Source organism: Paraburkholderia sp. BGA-UO-ETr-F12 (genome assembly GCF_059567945.1).
In genome coordinates this window covers 204,892-227,348 of record NZ_JCAQOZ010000057.1, presented here as the reverse complement: position 1 = coordinate 227,348, position 22,457 = coordinate 204,892, and the positions used below count along the sequence as shown (strand labels likewise).

19 protein-coding genes are annotated in these 22,457 nt (G+C 62.6%); 8 read left to right on the top strand and 11 right to left on the bottom strand.

The window, feature by feature from the left end:
• Window position 1 precedes the first annotated feature (1 nt).
• A complete protein-coding gene (locus AC57B6_RS27740) occupies window positions 2-457 on the bottom strand; it encodes a (2Fe-2S)-binding protein (RefSeq protein ID WP_028197237.1) in 456 nt (151 codons plus the stop codon).
• A 399-nt stretch (window positions 458-856) separates the two neighbouring features.
• Here AC57B6_RS27740 and AC57B6_RS27735 point away from each other — a divergent pair, with 399 nt between their 5' ends.
• Together AC57B6_RS27735 and AC57B6_RS27730 are read left to right on the top strand one after the other, a co-directional pair.
• The gene (locus tag AC57B6_RS27735) at window positions 857-1,255 is read left to right on the top strand and encodes a hypothetical protein (protein ID WP_028197238.1); all 399 of its coding nucleotides are present in this window, start codon (window positions 857-859) and stop codon (window positions 1,253-1,255) included.
• A 460-nt stretch (window positions 1,256-1,715) separates the two neighbouring features.
• On the top strand, window positions 1,716-2,534 hold the full coding sequence (locus AC57B6_RS27730) for an alpha/beta fold hydrolase (protein ID WP_496422513.1): 819 nt from the start codon (window positions 1,716-1,718) through the stop codon (window positions 2,532-2,534).
• A 13-nt stretch (window positions 2,535-2,547) separates the two neighbouring features.
• Here AC57B6_RS27730 and AC57B6_RS27725 read toward each other — a convergent pair whose 3' ends face one another.
• The 6 genes from AC57B6_RS27725 to AC57B6_RS27700 form a co-directional block, all read right to left on the bottom strand.
• Window positions 2,548-3,510: a peptidoglycan DD-metalloendopeptidase family protein gene (locus AC57B6_RS27725; protein WP_030100753.1), complete on the bottom strand. Its 963-nt coding sequence runs from the start codon at window positions 3,508-3,510 to the stop codon at window positions 2,548-2,550.
• 543 nt (window positions 3,511-4,053) lie between these two features.
• The gene (locus AC57B6_RS27720) at window positions 4,054-4,467 is read right to left on the bottom strand and encodes a hypothetical protein (protein ID WP_028197241.1); all 414 of its coding nucleotides are present in this window, start codon (window positions 4,465-4,467) and stop codon (window positions 4,054-4,056) included.
• Between the two features lie 168 nt (window positions 4,468-4,635).
• The gene (locus tag AC57B6_RS27715; RefSeq protein WP_028197242.1) at window positions 4,636-5,898 is read right to left on the bottom strand and encodes a c-type cytochrome; all 1,263 of its coding nucleotides are present in this window, start codon (window positions 5,896-5,898) and stop codon (window positions 4,636-4,638) included.
• Entirely contained in the window at window positions 5,895-6,668 is a 774-nt protein-coding gene (locus tag AC57B6_RS27710; protein ID WP_081922969.1) for a (2Fe-2S)-binding protein, read from the bottom strand. The genes AC57B6_RS27715 and AC57B6_RS27710 overlap by 4 nt, the downstream gene beginning before the upstream one ends.
• Window positions 6,665-9,493, bottom strand: a complete 2,829-nt coding sequence (locus AC57B6_RS27705) for a xanthine dehydrogenase family protein molybdopterin-binding subunit (RefSeq protein ID WP_496422512.1) — start codon at window positions 9,491-9,493, stop codon at window positions 6,665-6,667. The genes AC57B6_RS27710 and AC57B6_RS27705 overlap by 4 nt, the downstream gene beginning before the upstream one ends.
• Window positions 9,494-9,873: 380 nt before the next feature.
• Window positions 9,874-10,629: a DeoR/GlpR family DNA-binding transcription regulator gene (locus AC57B6_RS27700; protein ID WP_046570708.1), complete on the bottom strand. Its 756-nt coding sequence runs from the start codon at window positions 10,627-10,629 to the stop codon at window positions 9,874-9,876.
• A 133-nt stretch (window positions 10,630-10,762) separates the two neighbouring features.
• Between AC57B6_RS27700 and AC57B6_RS27695 the strand changes: the two genes are divergently transcribed.
• Together AC57B6_RS27695 and AC57B6_RS27690 are read left to right on the top strand one after the other, a co-directional pair.
• Entirely contained in the window at window positions 10,763-11,350 is a 588-nt protein-coding gene (locus AC57B6_RS27695; RefSeq protein ID WP_028197246.1) for an NUDIX domain-containing protein, read from the top strand.
• 364 nt (window positions 11,351-11,714) lie between these two features.
• Window positions 11,715-12,014, top strand: a complete 300-nt coding sequence (locus AC57B6_RS27690; protein ID WP_235430071.1) for a hypothetical protein — start codon at window positions 11,715-11,717, stop codon at window positions 12,012-12,014.
• A gap of 106 nt (window positions 12,015-12,120) precedes the next feature.
• Here the strand turns inward: AC57B6_RS27690 and AC57B6_RS27685 are convergent, their stop codons facing one another.
• A complete protein-coding gene (locus AC57B6_RS27685) occupies window positions 12,121-13,293 on the bottom strand; it encodes a porin (protein ID WP_496422511.1) in 1,173 nt (390 codons plus the stop codon).
• Between the two features lie 534 nt (window positions 13,294-13,827).
• Here AC57B6_RS27685 and AC57B6_RS27680 point away from each other — a divergent pair.
• Both AC57B6_RS27680 and AC57B6_RS27675 read left to right on the top strand, forming a co-directional pair.
• Entirely contained in the window at window positions 13,828-14,937 is a 1,110-nt protein-coding gene (locus AC57B6_RS27680; protein WP_030100761.1) for an OpgC domain-containing protein, read from the top strand.
• Between the two features lie 103 nt (window positions 14,938-15,040).
• The gene (locus tag AC57B6_RS27675) at window positions 15,041-15,901 is read left to right on the top strand and encodes an alpha/beta hydrolase (RefSeq protein ID WP_144194407.1); all 861 of its coding nucleotides are present in this window, start codon (window positions 15,041-15,043) and stop codon (window positions 15,899-15,901) included.
• A 59-nt stretch (window positions 15,902-15,960) separates the two neighbouring features.
• On the opposite strand, the gene AC57B6_RS27670 is transcribed toward AC57B6_RS27675, so the two are convergent.
• Window positions 15,961-17,031, bottom strand: a complete 1,071-nt coding sequence (locus AC57B6_RS27670) for an AI-2E family transporter (RefSeq protein ID WP_106353244.1) — start codon at window positions 17,029-17,031, stop codon at window positions 15,961-15,963.
• A gap of 345 nt (window positions 17,032-17,376) precedes the next feature.
• On the opposite strand from AC57B6_RS27670, the gene AC57B6_RS27665 reads away from it, so the two are divergent.
• Together AC57B6_RS27665 and AC57B6_RS27660 are read left to right on the top strand one after the other, a co-directional pair.
• Entirely contained in the window at window positions 17,377-17,661 is a 285-nt protein-coding gene (locus AC57B6_RS27665; protein WP_028197253.1) for a DUF3331 domain-containing protein, read from the top strand.
• A 384-nt stretch (window positions 17,662-18,045) separates the two neighbouring features.
• Window positions 18,046-20,610 (top strand): adenosylcobalamin-dependent ribonucleoside-diphosphate reductase, encoded by a 2,565-nt coding sequence (locus AC57B6_RS27660; RefSeq protein ID WP_496422510.1) that lies wholly within the window; start codon window positions 18,046-18,048, stop codon window positions 20,608-20,610.
• Between the two features lie 89 nt (window positions 20,611-20,699).
• Here the strand turns inward: AC57B6_RS27660 and AC57B6_RS27655 are convergent, their stop codons facing one another.
• A complete protein-coding gene (locus AC57B6_RS27655) occupies window positions 20,700-21,650 on the bottom strand; it encodes a dimethyl sulfoxide reductase anchor subunit family protein (protein WP_144194408.1) in 951 nt (316 codons plus the stop codon).
• 11 nt (window positions 21,651-21,661) lie between these two features.
• Window positions 21,662-22,417, bottom strand: a complete 756-nt coding sequence (locus AC57B6_RS27650; RefSeq protein ID WP_496422509.1) for a 4Fe-4S dicluster domain-containing protein — start codon at window positions 22,415-22,417, stop codon at window positions 21,662-21,664.
• Window positions 22,418-22,457 lie beyond the last annotated feature (40 nt).

Genomic DNA, 22,457 nt, shown 5'->3' with positions numbered 1-22,457 from the left:
GTCAGGCCCCCTTCGCGGCTTGCTTGATCGCCGCGCGGATGCGGTTATACGTCCCACAGCGGCAGATGTTACCGGCCATGGCGGCGTCGATGTCCGCGTCGGTCGGATTGGGATTGCTCGCGATCAGCGAAGCTGCCGACATGACCTGCCCCGACTGGCAGTAGCCGCACTGCACAACGTCCAGTTGGCGCCATGCCTGCTGGATCTTTTGCCCGGCGGGTGTGTCGCCGACCGCTTCGATGGTGGTGATTTTCTTGTCGCCGACAGCCGCCGCCGGCAGTACGCATGAGCGCACCGCGACGCCGTCGAGATGCACGGTGCATGCGCCGCATTGAGCGATGCCGCAACCGAACTTGGTGCCGGTCAAGCCGACGAGATCGCGCAATACCCACAACAGAGGCATATCGGGGGGTGCGTCGACAGTATGAGTCTGGCCGTTGATGTTGAACGTTGTCATAGGCGGATCCGAGTGGGGTTTATTGTTTGTCGGGATGCTTGTTCAAGCTGCTTGTCAAAGTGCTTATCAGGCTGCTCAGCCAGACTGTTTGGACTGAGCCGTCAAACCAAAACACAAAAACTTGCAGTGTTTATTCGACGAGCCGTGCTAATACGCGATGCGGCTACGATTCAATGGGTGCAGCAGGCAGTGCGCAGCGCGAGCGCGCCGGAAGGGACGGGGCAATTGTAGTCTTGCATAAAGAAGTCCGCAGACCAAGCGGGCATGTCCGCAGCGTCTCCGCGCGGCGGGAACCACCTGGCCGCGGCGGCCGCCGCAAAAGTGAAACGGGAGTCAAACCGATGCGCTACCATTGCCGCGTTGGCTTGATCCAGCATGACCACCCGAAGGAGCGGCAAGATGAACGACCAGCAATGCATTCAATTCCTTTCGGACATTCGCAAGCCGCTGTTGGCGCTGCATAAGTCGATACTCGATCACGAGCGCGCGTCGTACGAAAAGGAATTCGGCCCCGTCACGCCGGCGGCCTTCCTGCAAGTGCTCATCAACGGCTCGGCGTTCCGCTGGCTCACGCCGCTCTCCACCGTGATCGCGAACGTCGACGAAATTCTCGACGACAAGGAAGCGGACGCCGCCGATCGGCTTGGCGCGACCGAAGCCATCACCGGCCTGTTTTCTTCCGACCAACCCGGCAATGCGTTTCTGCCGCGCTACTTGCCGCTTCTGCAAGCCGACCCGGCGATCCTGCACCACCACGGCCAGGTTTCCCAACTGCTGCGCGGTATCGAGTCGAAGTAGCTGGCGGCGCATTAGCGCGCAGACTTCGTTGATGTTAGCCGGACGGCGTCGCTGAGGTTAAGCGCGGCGTCCGGTGAGTACTGTGCCTTCGGCTCCCGAATTCCCTCACCATGGCCAACCGTGAATTTCTGTCATTCACACGTCGTAGTCGTTGAATACGGAATTGGCGCCCCCCTGCGGCACCGCTGCGATTACCAGGCTTTCCGAATCCAGCCGACACAACGACACCTTATTTCAAGGTGATTTATGCACGTTTCGCAACAGTGCGCGATGTGCGCGCTACTCGCCGCTCAATCCGGCAGCGCCACGAGTCGCGATCGTTTGAATTTGCCTGGCTTTGCTGAATAAAATAAAGGTGAGCTTTTGCGGGAGGCATTCGGAGGATGCCACGAGAAGCCGGACAGCACACTTTAGCGCGCCCTGCTAAGGTAAGCAGACTTACTCACAACGCCCTTTCGCTATGCAAAACTGGCCGCTTCCGGAAAGCTATACGTTCCGTGATCAAACCGTGCGCTTTCGCGTGACGGGCAACGGTCCGCCACTAGTGCTGGTTCACGGCACGCCGTTTTCGTCCTATGTGTGGCATCGCATTGCTCCGCATCTCGCGCAGATTCGCACCGTCTATTACTACGATCTACTTGGCTACGGCCAGTCCGAGCAACGCGATGCTCAGGACGTTTCACTTGGCGTGCAGAACGTGCTGCTGGCGGAATTGCTCGCGCATTGGCAACTGAAGAGCCCGGACGTCATCGCACACGATTTCGGCGGTGCAACCGCCTTGCGCGCGCATCTGATCGAGGGATGCGACTATCGCAGTCTGACGCTGATCGATCCGGTCGCCGTCGCGCCATGGGGTTCGCCGTTCGTGCGGCACGTGCGCGAACATGGCGCGGCCTTCGCCGGCCTGCCGCCGTATATTCACGAAGCGGTGGTAAAGGCCTACGTGCGCGGCGCGATTGCCCGCGACATTGCGGACGAGGAACTCGCGCCTTATGTGACGCCATGGCTCGGCTCAACCGGACAAGCCGCGTTCTATCGGCAGATCGCCCAGATGGACCAGCGCTACACCGACGAGGTCGAAGCGCGTTATGCGCAGATGCGCTGTCCCACGCAGATTCTGTGGGGCGAACACGACCAGTGGATTCCGCTCGAACGCGGCCGGCAACTGGCGGCCGTCATCCCCGAGGCACGCTTTCAGCCGGTGCCGAAGGCCGGTCATCTGATGCAGGAAGACGCGCCTGAAGCGATCGTCGCGGCAGCGCTGCGTTGGCTCGACTGAAGACGCGCGTTATCTAGCCGCGGCCTTGCGGCAGATACGGCATCGGATCGACCGGCTTGCCGTCGCGGCGCAACTCGAAGCCTACGGAGACGCGCGAGTTATTTTCGTCGCCCATTTCGGCAATCTGCTGCCCCTGCCGCACGATGTCGCCGATTTTCACCAACAGCTTGCGGTTATGGGAGTAGGCAGTCAGAAAGTCCTTGTTGTGCTGGACGATGATCAGACTGCCGTAGCTGTTCAGACCCGTGCCGGCGTACATTACCTTGCCGTCGGCCGCGGCCCGCACCGGATCGCCGGGTTTGCCGCCGATTTCGATGCCGCGTGTTTCGCCCGGCTGGAACGCCTCGACGACACGGCCACCCGCAGGCCATACCAGCGATACACCGTTCGCATGTCGCGAAGTCTCATGCGCGACTTCACGCACCTCGGCCGCGCTGGGCGCGGGCGATTGCGCATTTGCCTGCGCGCTCACCTGCGCATCGGCCGCCGCCTGCGCCTGCTGCGCGGCGAGCGGAACAACCGGCGCGGCGGCTGCCGCAGCCTTCGCCGCAGCAGCCGCCGCGTTGGCCTGATTAACCGCGCGCACCGTTTCCGGCGAAGCGACGTGCAGCACCTGCCCCTGCTTCAACCGCGAGGAAGACTTGAGGCCATTCCACGCCTGTAACTGCCTGACACTGCAGTGATGACGCTGGGCGATGCGCGCCAGCGTATCGCCACGCCTGACGCGATACACCAGAGGCGGGGCGTTCTTAAGCGGCGTGCCGTTGTCCGCGGCTAGCTTGACCGCCGGGGCTGCGAGCGCGCTGGAGGCCGGCGCTGCAGCCGCTGCCGGCACACCGGACGCAGCCGGCGTCGCCGCTGCCGCGCCAGTTTGCCCGCCCTGCTGCCCCACATTCGCACAGCCGCTGACCACCAGCGCAACCGACACGCCAGCCAGACTGGCCATCAGTGTCCGGTCGAAACGCTTTCCCAACATGTTCGACTCCTGCTTTTTTATTGGCAGGCCGAGTGCTGCCCTGTCGCGTGCGATGCGCGCATTCTGACGAAGCGCTGCCTTCTCTCGCGACACAGCAAGGCCGCCTCGTGCGGCGCTCACCCAGGCCCTGCCGTTCAACCCAATCCCTTGCGCGCTGCCGGACGCCCGGACGCCCGATAAACAGGCGATCTTCCGCGAAAAGGGCCAGATTGCCGATCAAAATTCACGCAGAATTGTAAAGTGCGTTTTGCAAAAAACGCTCCGCATCACACACTCTGATACAAACATTACGCACGGTGATGCAGACCCGGGTCGCGCCTCATGTGTGGTGTTGGCCTGAGGCCGCTACACGCACGATCGCAAAGACCCGCGAAAGTCCGCCGACGGCTACGCCGCCGCACAATCGGCTGGAAACGTTTTCTTTAACGGCAAAGCGTGGTCAAAACTTGAATGAGCGCTCGCCGCGACGGCGAGCGTGGGAGAAAAACGCGTAGGCAAGCGGACAGGCGTCATGCCCATCCGTTCGATAAGACTGAGTGACGGCTAGCTGTAGGTCTGGCCTTGATACTTCACGTAGCCGACCGGATGATGCGTGAAGTGCAGTACCGGCAGGACGGGGTTGGAGTTGTCCTGGGTCGGATAAGCACTGGCGTCGGAGATATATTCGCCTTGAGCCTCGATTGGCTGGCCGGCCTGCAAGCCGGGAATTTCATGCGCCAACCCCTCGCTGTCGCCGAAACGCACAGCGACGAATACTTCCGCGCCGACCAGGTTCTGCGTTCCTTCGAACTTCAGCACCTTGTCGATCCGGATGACGAAGTGCTGATGATTGGCGTTGTTGTGGAACTCCGGGTTGAGGAACACCTTGCTGATCGTGCCTTGCACGCAAGCGAGCGGCGCGCTTTGCGACCGCGCGGCAGGAGATTGGGGAACGGTTTGCGTCGCGCGATTACTCATGAAATCTCCGGGAAGACAGTCAGATGGGTCTACGGCGAAACGTAGCGCGCGCCGCCAAGGGGCAACGGCGCGAACCCATTTGAGCCAGCCATCACGCGCGAGTTCATTACGCGCCATTCACTGGAGAGACGGGGCGCCGGACTGCCAGCGCCCCGGCGCAGGGCAGGTTTATCGCAGCGCTTTCACCGCATCGGCCGTCACGTCGGCAGCCTGGCCGCCGTACGTCGCGCGCAGATAATTCGCCAGTTGGGCGAGTTCCGTGTCGCTGAGTTGCGTGGCGAAGCCCGGCATCTCCTGCATCCGCTCGAGGCCCGGGAAATCCTGTGCGCCGATGCCGTCGAGCATCGCCACGATCAGGTTATGCGCGTCGCTCTGACGTACGGTCGAGTTGCCATGCATCGGTACCGCGACGTGCGGCTTGCCCTCACCGCCAAGGCCGTGACAGCCGGCACACACCGCGAGATACACATTGCGCCCGGCCTCGAGTTGCGCCGCATCGGCCGAGACCGACTGCAAGGGTTGCGGCGCCGGGGCCGCGTCGCCGAGCAGATAGGTCGACATCGCACGCAGGTCGTCGTGCGTCATGTACTGGCTGCTCAGATGCACAACCGGATACATTTCGCCGAACGCCGAGCCTTGCGGCGCGATGCCGGTGGCGAAGAACGTCTGCAGGTCCGCGGCGGTCCAGCCACGCGCCGCCAAACCATGCGGCGTGATGTCGGGTGCGGCGATCCGGCCGAGCGCCGCGCCGGTCAGCGGCTTCGCGCCGTCGAGCTGGCCGAAGGTGCCGCGTGGCGTGTGGCATTCGGCGCAATGGCCGAGCGCGCTCGCCAGATAGCGTCCGCGATTCCAGTCAGCCGATTGTCCCTTCGACGCATCCGGCAACGTGTCCTTCAGGAACACCCAGTCCCAGAAGCGCACGCCAAAACGCATGTTGAACGGGAACGACAGCTCCGGTTCGCGGTTCGCCACGGCGGCCGGCTTCTGCGCCATCAGGTACGCGTAGATCGCGTCGCTATCCGCGCGCGACAACTGGCGGTACGACGTGTACGGCATGGCCGGATACAGTTGCTTGTCCGGCGCGACGCCGTCGTGCAGCGCCTTGTAGAGATCGTCCGCGCTCCAGTTGCCGATACCGTGGTCCTTGTCTGGCGTGATGTTGGTGCCGTAGAAGGTGCCGAACGGCGAAGCCAGCTTCACGCCGCCGGCGAACGGCGCGCCATCCGCCGTGGTGTGGCAGGCGGCGCAGTCGGCGGCCTTGACGAGGTAACGGCCACGCGCGAGCGGATCGGCGGGGGTAGATTGCGGGCCCTGTGCGGCGGCAGCCTGCATCGCAGCAGCGGAGTCGTCCTGCTTGCCGCACGCGCTGAGCAAAGCCGCCGTGCCGAGCAACAGCAACGCGCGGCGCACATTCATGGAAGCGCTCATCATGCGGCGTCCTTTACGAGACCCGGCGTGGTCATCACGACCTCCTTCACGGCCTCGTAGTAGCGCACGTAGCCCGTGCAGCGGCAGATATGGTCGTTCAACGCATCGGTGATGGTTTGCTCGACCTGATTCTTCGCAACCGGCTGGCGCTTCAGCCGCTCGATCAACACGGTCGCCGCATTGACGAAACCGGGCGTGCAGTAGCCGCACTGAAAACTGAAGTGCTCGAGAAACTTCTGCTGGATCGGCGACAGTTCGACGACCTCGCCTGCTTCGTTGCGTTTCGCGTGCCCTTCGATCGTACGGATGGTTTTGCCGTTGAAGAAGTTCGCGCCCGTGATGCAGGTGCGCACTTCTTCGCTGGTGCCGTCCGGCTTGTCGACGATCACGACGCACGCGTGGCAGATGCCCTGCCCGCAGCCGAGCCGCGAGCCGGTCAGATGCAGGTATTCGTGCAGATAATCGATCATCATCAGACCGGCGGGCACGTCGGTCGGACCGACGATCTCGCCGTTCACCTTGACCGAAACCGGCAGCGTGCGGAAATGCGTCAATGGACGCTCGACCGCCGGTGCAGCCGGCGCGCTGGCCGGAACGCCGGCGGCTGCTGTCGCGCCGGAGGCCGCGGAAGCCGGGTTAGCGGCGGCTGCGCCCGAAGCACCAGCAGTAGCGGATGCCGCTGCGGCAGAGGCGCCGGAGATTTTGCCTGAAGCAACGGCAGTGCTCGCCGCACCGCTTGCGGCATTAGCGGAAGTTTGAGTGGGGGCCGTCATGCGAGCACCTTCTGAATATGTTGCGGAGTAACCGGCAGGTCGGTAAAGCGATGGCCGATCGCGTGCGCGATACCGTTCACGATGGCGCCGACCACCGGAATCATCACCACTTCAGCGATACCCTTCGGCGGGTCGGTCTCGGTCAGCGGCGGCAGCACTTCGCCGGTCTGGGTCCAGACGGCGACGTCCGTCGCGCGCGGCAAGTGGTAGCGATTGAAGTTCCACGTGCCGTTGCCCGGGCCGTCCTCGTAAAGCGGCAAATACTCGTGCAGCGCATGGCCGATACCCATTGCCAGACCGCCTTGCAACTGACCCGACACGAGTTGCGGCGAAAGCTGATTGCCGCACTCCATGATCGAGTGATGCGCGAGCAGGTTCACCTTGCCGCTCGCTTCATGCACCGATAGTTCGACCAGGGTGCCGACCGCGCTGTAGTACGTGACCGCCGCGTTGTTACGCTGAACCGGCGGATAGAACACGCGCTGACGATCGAGCACGCGATAATGGTTCGCCGTGGTTTGCAGTTTCTTCTTATCGGCCGAAGCGTTGTCGCCATATCGAATCGCGAGGCCGTCGAGCGGCAGACGCTCGACGCTGCCGTCGATCTCGAAGTCCGATTCGGTCCATTGCCAGCGATTGAACACGTGCACGGTCGCGCCCGTGACCAGACCCAGCTCGTGCGCCTTCTTCGCGAGCTGTTCGAACGGCAGTGCTTCGAGCCCGGCCGCGGACAGCTTGCCGTCGACCCAACGCGCGTCCTCCATGCGCACCACCAGAGGCGCGGCCTGACCGCCGCCCAGCCCCTGGCTCCAGATCGCCATCGCCGCCGGCCACAAGCCGTGCGCGAAGACGACGCGGGCCGCTTCACGCGTGCTGTGCGTAAAGTAGAACGCCGAATTCGTCGCGCTCGACGGCGACGCATAACCCGGCGACCAGCGCGGATTCGCGGCCAGCTTGTCCTGGTCCGCTTGCGACATCATGTACGGATCGCCGCTCGTGATGACCGGCAGATCGGGCCAATCGGTGATCGCGACATGCACGTCGGTGGCCGGCATGCCGAGCCACTTCGCTACCGCGACCGCCTGCGAGGTCGACATGCCGGTGCCGATTTCGGCCGCCGTGTGTTGCAGGCCGATCTTGCCGTCGGCGCTGAACTCGACCTTCGCGAACGAGGTCTCCGCGCCCGTGCCGAAGTCCTTCTGCACACATGCAAAACCAACGCCATAACGCGTGCCCGGATGCGCAGCTTCGAACTCGGCCTTACGCTTCGCGCGATTCACCCATAGCGGATGAACCTTCGCCTTCTGCAGCACGTCGTCGACGCGAATCGCGCCGGCGGGCACCGCGCCCTGGGTGTTCTTCATGCCCGAGCGCAGCGCGTTTTTCAGGCGGAAGTCGATCGGATCGAGATTCAGTTGCGCGGCGATTTCGTCGACCATCATCTCGGTCGCGGCCATGCTTTGCAGCGTGCCGTAGCCGCGCGCCGAACCGGCGTCGATCGCGCGCGAGGCAATCGCCACCGCGGACAGATCGTTCTTCGGGAAGTAATAGATCGATTGCGCGGCCGTCGCGCCCACCATCGCCACCGACGGCGAAAAGTTGCAGCGCCCGCCACCGTTCGCTTCCATCTCGGCCTTGAACGATTGCATCAAACCGGTGTTCTTATCGACGGCGATCCGGTAATTCATCTTGAACGCATGGCGTTTCAAGGAGGTCTGGAACTGCTCGTAGCGGTCGTTGGCAAGACGCACCGGGCGGCCGTCCGCATACATCGCGCAGACGAGGCCGTAGAACGGCACGTTGAAGTGGTCCTTCGAACCATAGCCGACCGTATAGCACGGGTGAATGAACAGGTTCTTCACCGGAAATGCGCACTTCGCGACCATGCCGGCGGCGCTGTCGGCGACTTCCGACGGCGCCTGGGTCGGCACGACCATGTGCAGCGATTGAGTCGCCGCGTCGTACCAGCAGTTCGCGTTGTCGGGTTCGAGCGCGGCCGTGTCGATCGACTGCGTGTTGTATTCGCGCTGCATCACAAGCCAGTCCGCCGACGGATGATCGAGTTCCTGCTGGATCTCGCCGGCGTGATACATGCCCTGCTCGTCGAGCTTGCCGTGTTCGACGCCGTCCGGCCATACCGGCTGGTGCTTGCGCATCATGCTCGGAAACACCGGTGCGTCTTTCAGGCTGGAGAAGATATCGTCGTCGTACGGCGTCTTGCCGCCGACGCGCACGAAACGGAACGTGCCCCACGGGTCGCGTTCGAGCGGCCCGGTTTGCGCACCGTAACGGATGATCTGATCCTGGAACTTCAGTTTGTCTTTCGCGAAGCGAAAGCGCGCGAAGTCGTGATAGATCAGGATCGCAACCGCCTGGCCGAGATACGCGGGCGTCTTGCCCTGCGGCAACAACATGTCGTCGCCATAGAAGGCCGGGAAGATCAGGCCGTCGCGCGTCAGGTCCGCCGCCGTGACCACGCGGTCAGGCTTCAGTTCGTCGCCGAGCAAGCTCAGGTCGAAACCTTCGTAGCTGCGATCGGCTTGCGTCGTGCGCAGGATGAAGGCGTGCGATTGCTGCTGCGGCCAGTGCGGCATGTCGGTGGCGCGGACGTCGCGCGCGAACACTTTCGAGCCGGTCACTTTGGCAATCCCGTCGATACGGAATTTCGCCTGGCCGCGTGCGGCATCCCACTGAACCGGCGTCAGAATTTTTTCTTCGAACAACGCAGCGAATGCGCGGCTGCCCATCGGCGCGATATACACCGACACACCCGCCAATACGCTGGCCTTCAGAAAACTACGACGCGAAAGGTCGAGTTTCCCCATGGACTTCTCCTTTAGTGAACACGGCGGCAACCCATTGGCAGAACGAACGCGGAACACAGGCCGGCGCGGCATGCCTGCCTATCAGCTTATACATGGCGGACCTGCGTTCAACGACTGTAAACCACGAGGGAGGTGTTCGAACCGCGGGCGCTTGCATGCGCCCGGGTGTACCGGCGACGTGCGGCGGCCATCACTTCGTCCATGCCGCAGTCGATCTGATTTACCTTGAACTACCGTGAGTTGCCTTCTTCCTGCCCTACATAGAGCAAAGGCGAGGGATTATCGCGCTGAATCGCAATAGGGTGCGTCAATTTTTGTTCTCTATCTCGAAAATAACGAATTGCGTATAGGTCGTTAAGCGAGCGATTTATAGCGCTTTGTCACGCCCACAGGATCGTGATGCCCAGTGCGTCGAACGGCGCAGTGAGCACCGCGGGCGTGTTCTTCTCGACGACGATCGTGCTGGCCGCCGACACGTCCGCAATCCTGTACGCCGACGCCGCATTGAGTTTTTCCGCCGACGCCAGCACCACCGTTTCCGCCGCATGCTCCACGAGTGCGCGCTTCACGTAAGCCTCCTCCATATCGCCGGTGCTCAGACCTGCTTGCGGATGCACACCGGTGACGCCCATGAAATAGAGGTCGGCGCGAATGTGGCTGAGCGCTTCAATCGCGGCCGCGCCCACGTTGACCATCGAATGCCGGAACAGGCGTCCACCGATCATGATGACCTCGAGCGCCGCGTGCTCCGCCAGTTCGACGGCAATGCTCGGACTGTGCGTGACGATCGTCGCCTGCAAGTCGCGCGGCAGGTGACGCGCCAGTTGCACGGCGGTGGTGCCGCCGTCGATGAAGGCAATCTGGCCGCGCCCGATCAGCCCTGCCGCTGCCCGGCCGATCGCCGCCTTCGACGCCGATTCAATCTGTTCGCGCCCAGCAAAATCCACCGCCGCCGGCGACGCCGGCAACGCGCCGCCATGCACGCGCTGAAGCAGCCCTTCGGCGGCAAGTTCGCGCAGGTCGCGCCGGATGGTGTCCTCCGAGACGTCGAACGTCAGGCTCAAGGTCTTGGCAATGACCTGCCCGTCACGCTCGAGCGCCTCAAGAATCAATTGTTTTCTCTGCGATGTCAGCACGACGCCGATCCTGTCAGGGTTCTACCCGATTTGGGTGATTGCACGAAATTTCTTGTTTTTGCACGAGACTGCACGATACCATGGATCGCATGCGGTACAGGCCGCGGCTCCCAACAAAAAGAGGATGCGAATCATGAACGAAATCGCCGAACGGGTGCGGATCGTCGACGTGAAAGTGTTATCGGACGACTGGTACGTGCTGAAGAAGACCACCTTCGACTACCAACGGGCGGACGGCAGTTGGCAACGTCAGAGCCGCGAAACCTATGATCGCGGCAATGGCGCGACGCTGCTGCTGTACGACGCGCGCCGCCGTACGGTCGTGCTGACGCGGCAATTCCGCCTGCCGGCGTTCGTCAACGGTCATCACGGCATGCTGATCGAGGCACCGGCAGGCCTGCTGGAGGCGGCTTCACCCGAGCAACGCATCCGCGCCGAAGTCGAAGAGGAGACCGGCTACCGCGTGCATGACGTGCGCAAGGTATTTGAAGCCTTCATGAGTCCGGGCTCCGTCACGGAAAAGCTGCATTTTTTCGTCGCCGAATACGATGCGGTGGCTAAGGTCGGCGCGGGCGGCGGCATTGCCGACGAAGGCGAAGATATCGAGGTGCTGGAACTGCCGGTGGACGAAGCACTGGCGATGATCGAGCGCGGCGAGATCGTCGACGGGAAGACGATCATGTTGCTGCAGTACGCCAGGCTGAATCTGTTCGGCGCGTAAGCGGCAGCTTCGCAAGCTGTTCGGCGAGATCGATTGGTGCAGGCATGGGCGCACGCCAGATGCGGCAGGCACCCCCGCGCTGCTATGGCCGCGCCGCGACAGCGATTCTGTCGGCGGATTCGTCATCTGCCAGCCATTTCTGACTGATCCCCCGCCACATTAGGAAAAAGACGATAGGTTGAAGAAGGTCAAAAAAATATCCTTATGGGTCCTTTTGAAGACTGTTTTCCTGGCAGCCAAAGTAAGGCGGGTCTTTAAAGAGGAAAGCCATTTCCGTCAGTGTATTTTTTTATTTCGTCGGCACGACAAAGCCGGCGAATGATTTGAGGTTTAAGTGGATTCTCTTAATTCAGCGAACAGGTTCATGGGTGGTTTCTTTTTCGGCGCCCTGGTCGCTGCAGTCGTGATGGTTTTGCTGTGCAATGCCGGTGAATTCTCACCGTTTGTCGCAAAGCTGCATGCTTTGGAGCAGGTCGTTCTGAGCGCGCTCATTGCCCTTGTAATCGTCGATGCAAAACCGTTGGCTTATAAAACCGTCTGGCGTGAACGCCGCTGCAGCTTCGTACTCGATGAAGATCTGACCGCGACTATTCGCGGCAGAACGTGTGGCATTCCGGCAGGCGTGATAGTCGGAATACTGATTCAGAACTACGTGATGAATTGACAGCGAACCACGGTGAGTTCACAACTCACGATACTCAGCGGCGCAGCGATTATTTCTTGCCACTCGCGGCGCCCCGGCACAACCGCGCAATTTCGGCGCGGCGTATTCAGAACTTATGCCGTATCGCCGCTCGCACCACGACCTGCTTCGATGTCGATGACGGCGACTGGGTGCCGGGCGTGAAGGCGTAGTCCAGAATCGTATCGGTTGAGTCGCCGCTCACCTGCTGGTATTCGCCTTGTATGTACACGTCGGTGCGCTTGGACAGGTTGTAGTCCGCCATCAAACCGAACGAATGAATCTTCGGTTTCACCCCTCCGTTCGAGGCATCGTAGCTCTCCATGGTGTAGACGTACTGCGCGCCGACGAACAGCATCGGCGAAATCTGATACTTGCCGTTCACCTCGAAGTTCTGATACTTGAGCGAGTTCAGCAACATGCCGGGCGGCACAAGCGGCGTCACGCCGAGATAGCCATTGCCGGTGGGGTCCAGGTAGTTCGAATTGGTGTACACGAAGCCGGCCGTGGCCGGACCGAAGGTATAGGTGATGCCGCCGCCGAACACGCGCATGCGGGCGGCGATAAAGCTGGCGTCGTTCGCGGTGATCGCGCCGTTTGAGCCGTTGCCAGGGTTGTCGGCCCGCAGATACGCCGCGGCCACCAGCAGTCCGCCATAGGCGTACTGGCCGCCGAAACTGTAGGCGCGATTGTTGGCGAAATTCGTATCGTTGCTGAAACTGTAGACACCGCCGAACTGGAAGCCCGAGATCGACGGACTGGTGTACTTGACGCTGTTGTCGAGACGGAACGAGTTGTCGGTGTTGTCGTTATCGTAAGGATGCGAGAACAGCGCGCCGGCCCAGTTGCCGTTGGCCGTGGTCTGCGCCAGATAGTCGACCACCGAATCGTACTGGCGGCCGAACGTCAATGTGCCGAATGGCGCCGAACTCAAGCCGACGAACGCCTGACGGCCGAACATCCGGCCGCCCTGATTAAGCCGCCCGGAACTCACGTCGAAACCGTTTTCCAACTGGAAAATCGCCTTCAGGCCGCCGCCCAGATCCTCGTCGCCTTTCAGGCCCCAGCGGCTGCCTTGCGCATCGCCGCTTGCGAGTTCATAGACATGGCCACGGCCGACATTGTTGGTGTAGTTGATGCCTTCATCGAGTACGCCATACAGCGTGACACTCGTCTGGGCACAAGCGGGTGGGGAAAAAATGGTTAGCGATGTGGCGGACAAAACGGTGGAGACAGCCAGCGCGAACACTTGCTTGTTCATGAAGATCTCCCTGAGCTCGAGTAATGGGACAACTCGATCCGACCGCTTTCTTCTTGGCGCTTCTCAAGGGGTTTATCGACCCTGACGCGCTTTGAAGAAATCCTCACACGCCGTTACGTCGCCGTCCATCAGGTGTCACGCCCATATCTCAAAACGTTGCGAAATCTCCACTGCGGGAGGCAGCCCCTTTTTTCGCTGCGCCGTTTCAGGTAAGCGGCGCAGCGGCGCCCGGCCCCCGGCCGGCTGTCGCATCGGCCACGGCGACCCTGCCCGTCCCGTGGCGTCTTTGTCATAAAAAGAAATATAATTGAAAGCTTTTGCGGCGCCGCAGCGGAACTCCGCGCCGTCGCACGGGTCATTTTTACTGGCCTCTACAACCGAGCCTCGCATGGCTGGTTCACGCTGCGATCCACGGCCGGTGCCCTGCTGGGGCAGCCGGCCGCCGCCGCACCCAATCCAATTTCAATAGCTTTGTGAGACACCGCCGCGCTGGACTAGCGCGCCGTCGCACGGGGCTGCTTTTGACACCGCACAATGCAAAAGTCGCAATCCCGCTTGATTGAACTCGATTTTTTTCGTGGGCTGGTCCTTCTGATCATCGTCGTCGACCATATCGGCGGCAGCATTCTCTCGCGCGTCACGCTGCATGCGTATGCGCTATGCGATGCGGCTGAAGTCTTCGTGTTCCTCGGCGGCTTCGCCACCGCAACGGCGTACGCGGCGCTCGCCGAACGGCGTAACGAAGCGACCGCGCGCAGCCGCTTCCTGCGGCGCTCGCTCGAAATCTATCGCGCGTTCCTCATCACGGCTGCTTTGATGCTGCTGGTCAGCGCCGTGCTGAGCGCGTTCAGTATCGACGGCCCGAATCTCGCCACCACCGACCTCGACGACCTGATCGCGACCCCCGTGGCCGCCCTGCGCGACATCCTGTTATTCCGCCGTCAGCCGTATCTCGCGTCCGTGCTGCCGATGTACACGTTCTTCGCCCTGCTGGTACCCATGATCTTGCCGCTCGCACGCCGCAAGCCATGGCTGCTGCTGGCCGGCAGCGTCGCGTTGTGGGCGGCCGCGCCGGCAATCGACGCCTATCTGCCCGCCGCGCCGGACATGCACTGGGATTTCAACCCGTTTGCCTGGCAGTTGCTGTTCGTGCTCGGCGTGCTGGCGCGTTGCCAGCCGGTTTATCAGCGGATCAGTGCTCACCGTCTCGGCTGGCTGATCAGCGTGCTGGCGTTCGCCGTCGTTGCCGCCGCGGCCTACTACAAGCTGTTTATTGAACGCGAGCCGCTCGATGGCAGCCTCAAGCAAAACCTCTCTTACCTGCGCGCGGTCAATTTTCTGGCCATTGCCTGGCTCGTCGCGAACCTGATCCAGCTCGGCTGGGCAAAAAAACTCGCGCAAGGGTTGCCGTGGGTCGGCATGATCGGCCGCCAAGGGTTATTGTGTTTTATCGCGGGCGCGGTGATCTCGCTGGTCGTCGATTCGGTGCTGTATGCAGCGACCGACGGCTATCTGAACTATCCCCTCGGGCTGGTGGCGGATGCCTGTGCAGTCGGCGCACTGTTCGCGGTCGCGAGAGCCTGCGAGCCGCTCAAGCGCTTCACCACGCGTATCTGGAGCTTGCGCCTCAGAACGTCGCCTTGAGGAAGCGGCGCGCGGATGCACGCGCGGTACCTGCCGATTTCCGCTGCCGATCCTGATAGCATGACGGCCGCGCGCGACCTGCGCGGCGGTCTCTTACTTTGACATGCGTCTATTCCCACATTCCGCACTCCTTGCGCTGTGCGCTGCTGTCGGCGCGACGGCTAGCGCCAGCACTGTCATCAGCCGAAGCTTCCATTCCGAAGCACTCGGCCGCGACTGGTCCTACACGATCTATCTGCCCACCGGCTATCGCCACGATGCTCCTCGCATTCCCGTGCTCTACCTCCTGCACGGCAACAACGGCGACGCCAATGACTGGCTCACGCAAGGCCACCTGCAAGCCGCCGCCGACACGCTGATCGAGCACAAGGAGATACCACCGGTCGCAATCGTGATGCCGCAAGGCGGTACCGACTGGTATGTCGATCGTAAGGAGAAGATGGAGACCGCGTTTTTCGCCGACCTGCTGCCCGAAATCGAAACGCACTATGCGGTCGCCACACAGCGTGGCGGACGGATGATCGGCGGCGTTTCGATGGGCGGTTTCGGCGCGCTACGCTATGCGATGACGCAATCCGAGCTTTTTTGCGGCGCGCTCCTGTTGAGTCCCGCGGTCTATGCGAATGAGCCGCCGCCCGGTTCGGCGGCACGTCGCGTGGGTGTGTTCGGCGACCGGCAGTTCGATCCGCACGTCTGGCATGCGCTCAACTATCCGGCGCAATGGGAGCGTTACATGAGCCGGCCGTATCGTCTGCCGATGTTCATCGCTGCCGGCGACGACGACCTCACGATCCAGGCCGATGCGTCTTCGCTTTATACGCATCTTCGGCTGGCGGGGAATCCGGCGGCGCTGCGCATCATCGACGGCGGCCACACCTGGGACGTCTGGAGCGCGCTGCTGCCCGCGGCGCTGAAATATACGCTGGGCTGCGTCAAACAGACGGCGCACGATCAGGACAAGTGAATCAGAACGAATGGGCCAGCGAATCAGCAGTCCTGATTGCGCCGGCACATGGCGTGCAACTATTGCACGAGGTCAGTCCACAGTACGACCAGCACAGTCATGAGCGCGGGTCCAATGAAGAGGCCGAGCAAACCGAACGTCTCCGCCCCGCCGAGAATTCCGAATAACACCAGCAGGAAAGGCAATCGTGTGGAGTTGCCGATCAGCACCGGCCGCACGAAATGTTCAGCGACGAACACCACAATTGAACCGAACACCGCCAGCCCAATGGCCCCGGCCACCGAGCCTTGCGAGAACAGCCACAAGGCCGCGAGGCCGAATGTGATCGGTGCGCAAAACGGCAGCATCGCCGCGATCGCCGTGATGAACGCGAGCAGCGCGACGTGCGGCAAGCCGGTCACGAAATAGGCCACGCCCATCAACACGCCCTCGCCGAGCCCGACCACCACCAGCCCCGACACGGTGCCGCGCACAGCCGTGGCCATGCGCTCGAGCAACCGCGCGCCGTCGTTGCCGAAGCCGCGCCGCACGCCTTTCATCAGCGAACCGGACAGACGCGGCCCTGCCTGAAAGATCACGAACAGCGTGACCAGCATGAAGGCGAACACCATCAAACCGTGCGCCGCGCGCGCGCCGAAGTGGCGGCCGAGCGTCATCACGGTGGTGCTGTGCAGCCCCTTCATTGCCGCCGAGTCGCGTAGCGGCTGAGCGAGATTGGCCTGCCACCAGGCCGAAATCTGTTGCGCGCCGAACGGCAACCGCTCGATCAAGCCTGGCATTGGAATGCCGTTTTCCTGCACGGTTTTGAACCATTCGTTCATGTCATGGGCTTCGTGCAGCGCCTGCGAAATGCCGATCCCGAACGGCAGCACTACCAGCAACGCAACCGCGCATGTCAGCACCACGGCGATCAGCGTGGTGCGGCCCGATAACCAGCGGCTGCCCTCCACCTTTTGCAAAAGCGGCCACAGGGCGATGGCAACGACGCCGGCCCAGGCTATCGCCGCAATGAAGTCGCGTACGACCCACAGCGCCAGCAGCACAAGCACGATGTACAGGACGAGCGATGCCGCTTTCTGCTTTTTGGGGCAATCAGGCGCGCTCGGCGATTCGGGTGGGCGTGAAATCATGAAGGCTCTTAGTATCTTGTGGATGTGCGCGCGAGCCGTCCAGAAAAATGCAAACCCGCTACACTTACGCTGCACGGTCGCTCATCGATAACCACATCTTAAAGGAAGCACCGGCGCCCTTCGCACGCGGCATGCTTGTCTCACTGCGTACAACACTGCGTTGCAAAAATCCGCGCTATCGCAAATGCACGGCGCATATCGCCCGCAAAGCCCCGTCGTTTCGTGCCATCGTGAATGTCAAGTTTCATTGTTGCTATTTGGAGAACAGTGTTTCAACTGCGGCACAATGGCTATCGAGCGCTCGCAGGACTACATTCGGCACACCACAATACGGAGCCGACGATGATGACCTTAGAGTCCATCCCCCTTGACGGAACCAATGGCGTACGCATCGAAATTCTCGAGCGCTCCGACACGACGCTGGTGATCCGCTGGGTCGAACCGGGGCGTTGCCATTATGGCGAGCAACGGTGGCGGCGACGCTCGGCGCATACGTCGGGCACCTGCGCGGTGACGCGCCGCAAGATTCGCCGCGGCGATGCGGTGTTCAAACCAGCTGAACGGCCGGCGCCCTCGAACGCTTCCGCAATGATCTGTGCCGAGGTGTTGGGCGAACTGGTTGAAGCCTGAGCTTTTGCCTTGACGGCACGTTGCTGACGTATGCCTGGAATACGCCGGAAACGTTCGCCGTCGTTTATGGGCGTTTGTCCCCTCGCGATTTGCTCGCCCCGGCTCTCTGCGGCCTCCCTTCTTCCCCGTCGCTACCCACCCGCGCCCTGCACCGCCCGCCGCCTTTCTGCCTGATACAGGCCGCTGCAAAAGGCCGCGGCGGCGCGTGCCTTCAGTCGGCGGCGCGGTCCTCAAAAGCCTGATTGCGGCCCTTCGCCACGTGCGCTAAGGTGATCCTCGTTGCGCCAGGTCACCGCACCTGCCAAACGCGCACGCTTAAATGAATGCCCTCAATTCCCATCGAACCCGCCGCAGCCCGTCTGGCGGCAAACGAGAGGCGACACCATGGCAGAAGACACCCCCGGCACTCGCGTCACAGCAGCTCCTCCGGATCAATTAGTTGCACCGCAACAATTCTCGCTGGACGTTCTACTCGAGAAATATGCGAAAGGCGGCGAGCAATCGGCGGACGAGGTGTTCAAACGCGTCGCCCACGGCGTCGCTCAGGCGGAACCAGAGGCCCTGCGCGAGTCGGTGGAAGCGCTCTTTGTCGACAATCTGCGGCATGGCGCACTCGGCGCCGGCCGCATCATGAGCGCGGCGGGCACGGGCATCGCCGCCACGCTGATCAACTGCTTTGTGCAGCCGGTCGGCGATGCGATTCAGGGTGTCGACGAAGAAGGCCTGCCCGGCATCTACGTTGCGCTGCTGCAAGCCGCCGAAACCATGCGCCGCGGCGGTGGCGTCGGCTATAACTTCTCCGCGATCCGGCCCAAGGGCGCGCGCGTTCACACCACCAGTTCGGCGGCGTCCGGCCCGTGCAGCTATATGGACGTATTCGACGCGTCATGCCGGACCGTGGAAAGCGCCGGTTCGCGGCGCGGCGCGCAAATGGCCGTGCTCGACTGCAGTCACCCCGATCTGATCGAGTTCATCGAGGCGAAACATTCGAAAGGTCGCTGGAACAACTTCAACGTATCGGTCGGCGTCACCGACGAATTCATGCGCGCAGTCGAAGAAGATCAGCCCTGGCCGCTCGTGCACCGCGCCGAACCGTCGCCGGCGCTGCGCGCGGCGGGCGACGTGCGGCAACGCGAAGACGGTCTGTGGGTCTACAGCGAAAGGTCCGCGCGCGAGATCTGGGAGCGCATCATGCGCTCCACTTACGACGTCGCCGAACCCGGCATCGTGTTCATTTCCCGCATGAACGAGGACAACAATCTGCGCGCCGTCGAAACCATCCGCGCCACCAATCCGTGTGGCGAACAACCGCTGCCGGCCTACGGCTGCTGCAACCTCGGGCCGTTGAACCTCACGCGCTTCGTGCTCGATCCATTCGCGCAAATGAAGGGCGGCAAGCCTTCGTTCGACTGGGACGCGCTCGCCAAACGCACCCGCATTCAGGTCCGTTTTCTCGACGACGTGCTCGACGTCACACTATGGCCGCTGCCGCAGCAATACGACGAATCGCGCGCCAAGCGGCGCATCGGCGTCGGCTTCACCGGCCTTGGCGACACGCTGGTAATGCTCGGCCTGCGCTACAACTCGCAGGAAGGCCGCGACTTCGCCGTGCGCATCGCGCGGCTGATGCGAGACGAAGCCTATCGGGCGTCGGTGGAACTGGCTCGCGAGCGCGGCGCGTTCGAGTTGTTCGACGCCGCCCGTTATCTGGAAGCGGGCACGTTCGCCTCGCGCCTGCCCGACGACATCAAGGAGGCGATCCGCCGCGACGGCATCCGCAACAGCCATTTGCTGTCGATCGCGCCGACCGGCACGGTCAGCCTCGCATTCGCCGACAACGCGTCGAACGGCATCGAGCCGGCCTTCTCATGGACCTACACCCGCATGAAGGTGATGGCCGACGGCGGTCGCGAATCGTTCGATGTCGAAGACTACGCGTACCGTCTTTATCGCGAGCTCGGCGGCGATGTGAACAAGCTGCCGGACTACTTCGTCAGCGCGCTCGAGATGTCGGCGCGCGATCACCTCGACATGATGGCCGCCGTGCAGCCATACGTGGACACGTCGATCTCGAAGACGGTGAACGTGCCGGCCGACTATCCGTTCGAGGCATTCGAAAGCCTTTACTTCGACGCGTGGAAAAACGGTCTTAAAGGTCTCGCCACCTACCGTCCCAATGAAACGCTCGGCGCGGTGCTGAGCGTGAGTCCGCCGCCGCAAGCGGACGATACGCTGGCCGAAACCGATCAGGATCCCCTGCGGATCGCAATCGACCATCGGCCCAAGGGTGAATTGCCGGCGATCATCGAGAAGGTCGAGTACCTGACGCAAGCGGGCAAGAAGTCGCTTTACGTGGCGGTGTCGTTCATCGAAGTGACCGGACGACTCGGCGGCGAAGACGTCACGATCGAGCGCCCCATCGAGTTTTTCATTCCGACCGGTCAGCGTGACGAGTCGCAGCAATGGATCACGGCGACCATGCGTTCGCTGTCACTGGCGGCACGCGGCGGGTTTGTCGCGCGCAACTTGCAGGATATGCGCAAGGTCTCGTGGGACCGCGGGCAAGTGCGGCTCGGCGAGGTGCTGCGCCTCGACGGTCATCGCACGCCGCGCTGGCACGACTCCGAAGTGGCGGCGCTCGCCTTTGCGATCCAGCAGATTCTGCATCGGCGCGGCTTTCTCGACGCCGAAGGCAACCAGGTGCCGTCGCGCCTGCTGGCGCGTTTGCCGCGCGGGCAGATGAAGGCCGAAACCGCGTTGCCGGCGGATTTCGGCATCCGTCCGCCGCCTGGCGACGCTGACGACACCGGCCTGACGCAGCCAGGCGGTATGCAAGGCTTGCACACCATGCTCGGACGCAAGTGCGGCTCGTGCGGAGCGAATGCGGTGATTCGCAAGGATGGGTGCGACTTCTGTACCGCGTGCGGCGAAGTCGGCGCGTGCGGATGAGCGGCTAGACGCCGCCACTGGAGAGGCTGCATTCCGGTAGATCCTGCGCGGTTGCAGGATCTACCCGTATCGGCAACGCAGAGCGCCCCTCAACCGACTCTCGCGTAATACAGATTCTGCGGGTGCTTCGCTTCGGCGAAGAAGAACCAGCGTTCCGCCACAAGGCCGGCGTACTGTACAAGACAGGCGGCCGCCAGCAAGCCGAGCGACGCGCCAATCGGATGCAAGCCCGCGCCCAGCGCGATCAGCACAACCGGCACGGCAAACGCGGCCACAAGGAAGGCCCACTTGATGCCGCGTAGCGTCCCCGCCGATTTACCGTGAAAGAACTCGCGCAGATTGAATGCCCCCGCGGTGAAACCGCGCGAAACCTGCACGAGCTTGGGGTTGTTGATGCCGGTAGCGCTCTGCACAGTGGACTTCGGCCGCAACCGCGCGTTACGCATCAGCGACGCGCAGCGGCTTGCACAACCGGCGAGCGTCAGTACGCAAGCACAGACGGCAAGCTGCGCGGTCAACCCCGGCGCGAACCACGCGGTTAGCGCCGTCGCCAGCGTGAAACCGGACGCGCAGCCCAGCAGCACAAAGTTGACCAGCGTGAGCGGCGTGGCCCATTCCTGAAGAAAACGCAGGCACGCGTAGATCATCGCCGTGCAGACGAACAGCGTCGCGCTTGCCAGTACACCAAGCCATCCGATCGCAAGCGACCACGGCGAGCCGAAGCCGTGCGCGACGCCATAGAAAAACGCGCAGGCGAGAAACGCCGGCAGGCACAGGCACTCGCGCGACAGCCACGAGGTCCGCCACATTGCAATCGCGCGCCACGCTCGTTCCGGATGCCCAAGATGGAAGAACGAGGCGATCAGCCCCAGCAGGCCCAGCACGACCGACACGCCCGCGCCGATCATATAGAACGCATCCGCCGGCGCCGTGACAAGTCCAAGATACGCCGCCGTCTCCACGCCGACGAGCGCGATCAGCAGGCCCTGCGCCGCGCCGCTCAAGGTCGTGAGAAAAACCACCGAAAATGCCGGATTCATCGCGAGGTCCTTTAGATGCGCGTCGCCATCGACGCAAGATGCAGTTCGCCGCGCTCGAGCCGCGATTCGTGCGATTCGTGCGATTCGGGTGCCTCCAGGGCTGCACCCGTGTCCTTGCACGAGCAGGAACCGCTGCCGCAACCCGAGGCCGGCGTCGTGATGCGCGGCAGATAGTGGTTCGCCGGCCGCGTGTTCCATTCGGGCATCAGTTGATAACCGCCACGCTCCTCGATCGCCTTCGACACCACCGATTCCGGATCGTGGATATCGCCAAACAGCCGCGCGGAAGTCGGGCATGCGAGCACGCATGCCGGCTGGCGATCGCGCTCGGAGAGGTTCTCGTCATGAATACGGTCGACGCACAACGTGCATTTCGTCATCTCCTTGCGCGCTTCGTCGAGTTCGCGGGCGCCGTAAGGGCACGCCCACGCGCAGTACTTGCAGCCAATGCATTTGTCGAAATCGACCAGCACGAGGCCGTCTTCTTTGCGCTTGTAGCTCGCGCCGGTGGGACACACCGGCACGCACGGCGGGTCTTCGCAGTGCAGGCACGACTTCGGAAAGTGGATCGTGTCCGCGTTCGGAAAGCTGCCGGCTTCGAAACTCTGGACACGGTTGAAGAATGTGCCGGACGGGTCCGCGTCGTAGGGATTCAGGTCGGCGAGACTGCCCGATTCGCCCGACGTGTTCCATTCCTTGCAACTCGTCACGCAAGCCTGGCACCCTACGCAGACGTTCAGGTCGATTACCAATGCCATCTGAGTCATCAAAGGCTCCTTACCGCTTTATTGCGTTATTCGCATGCTT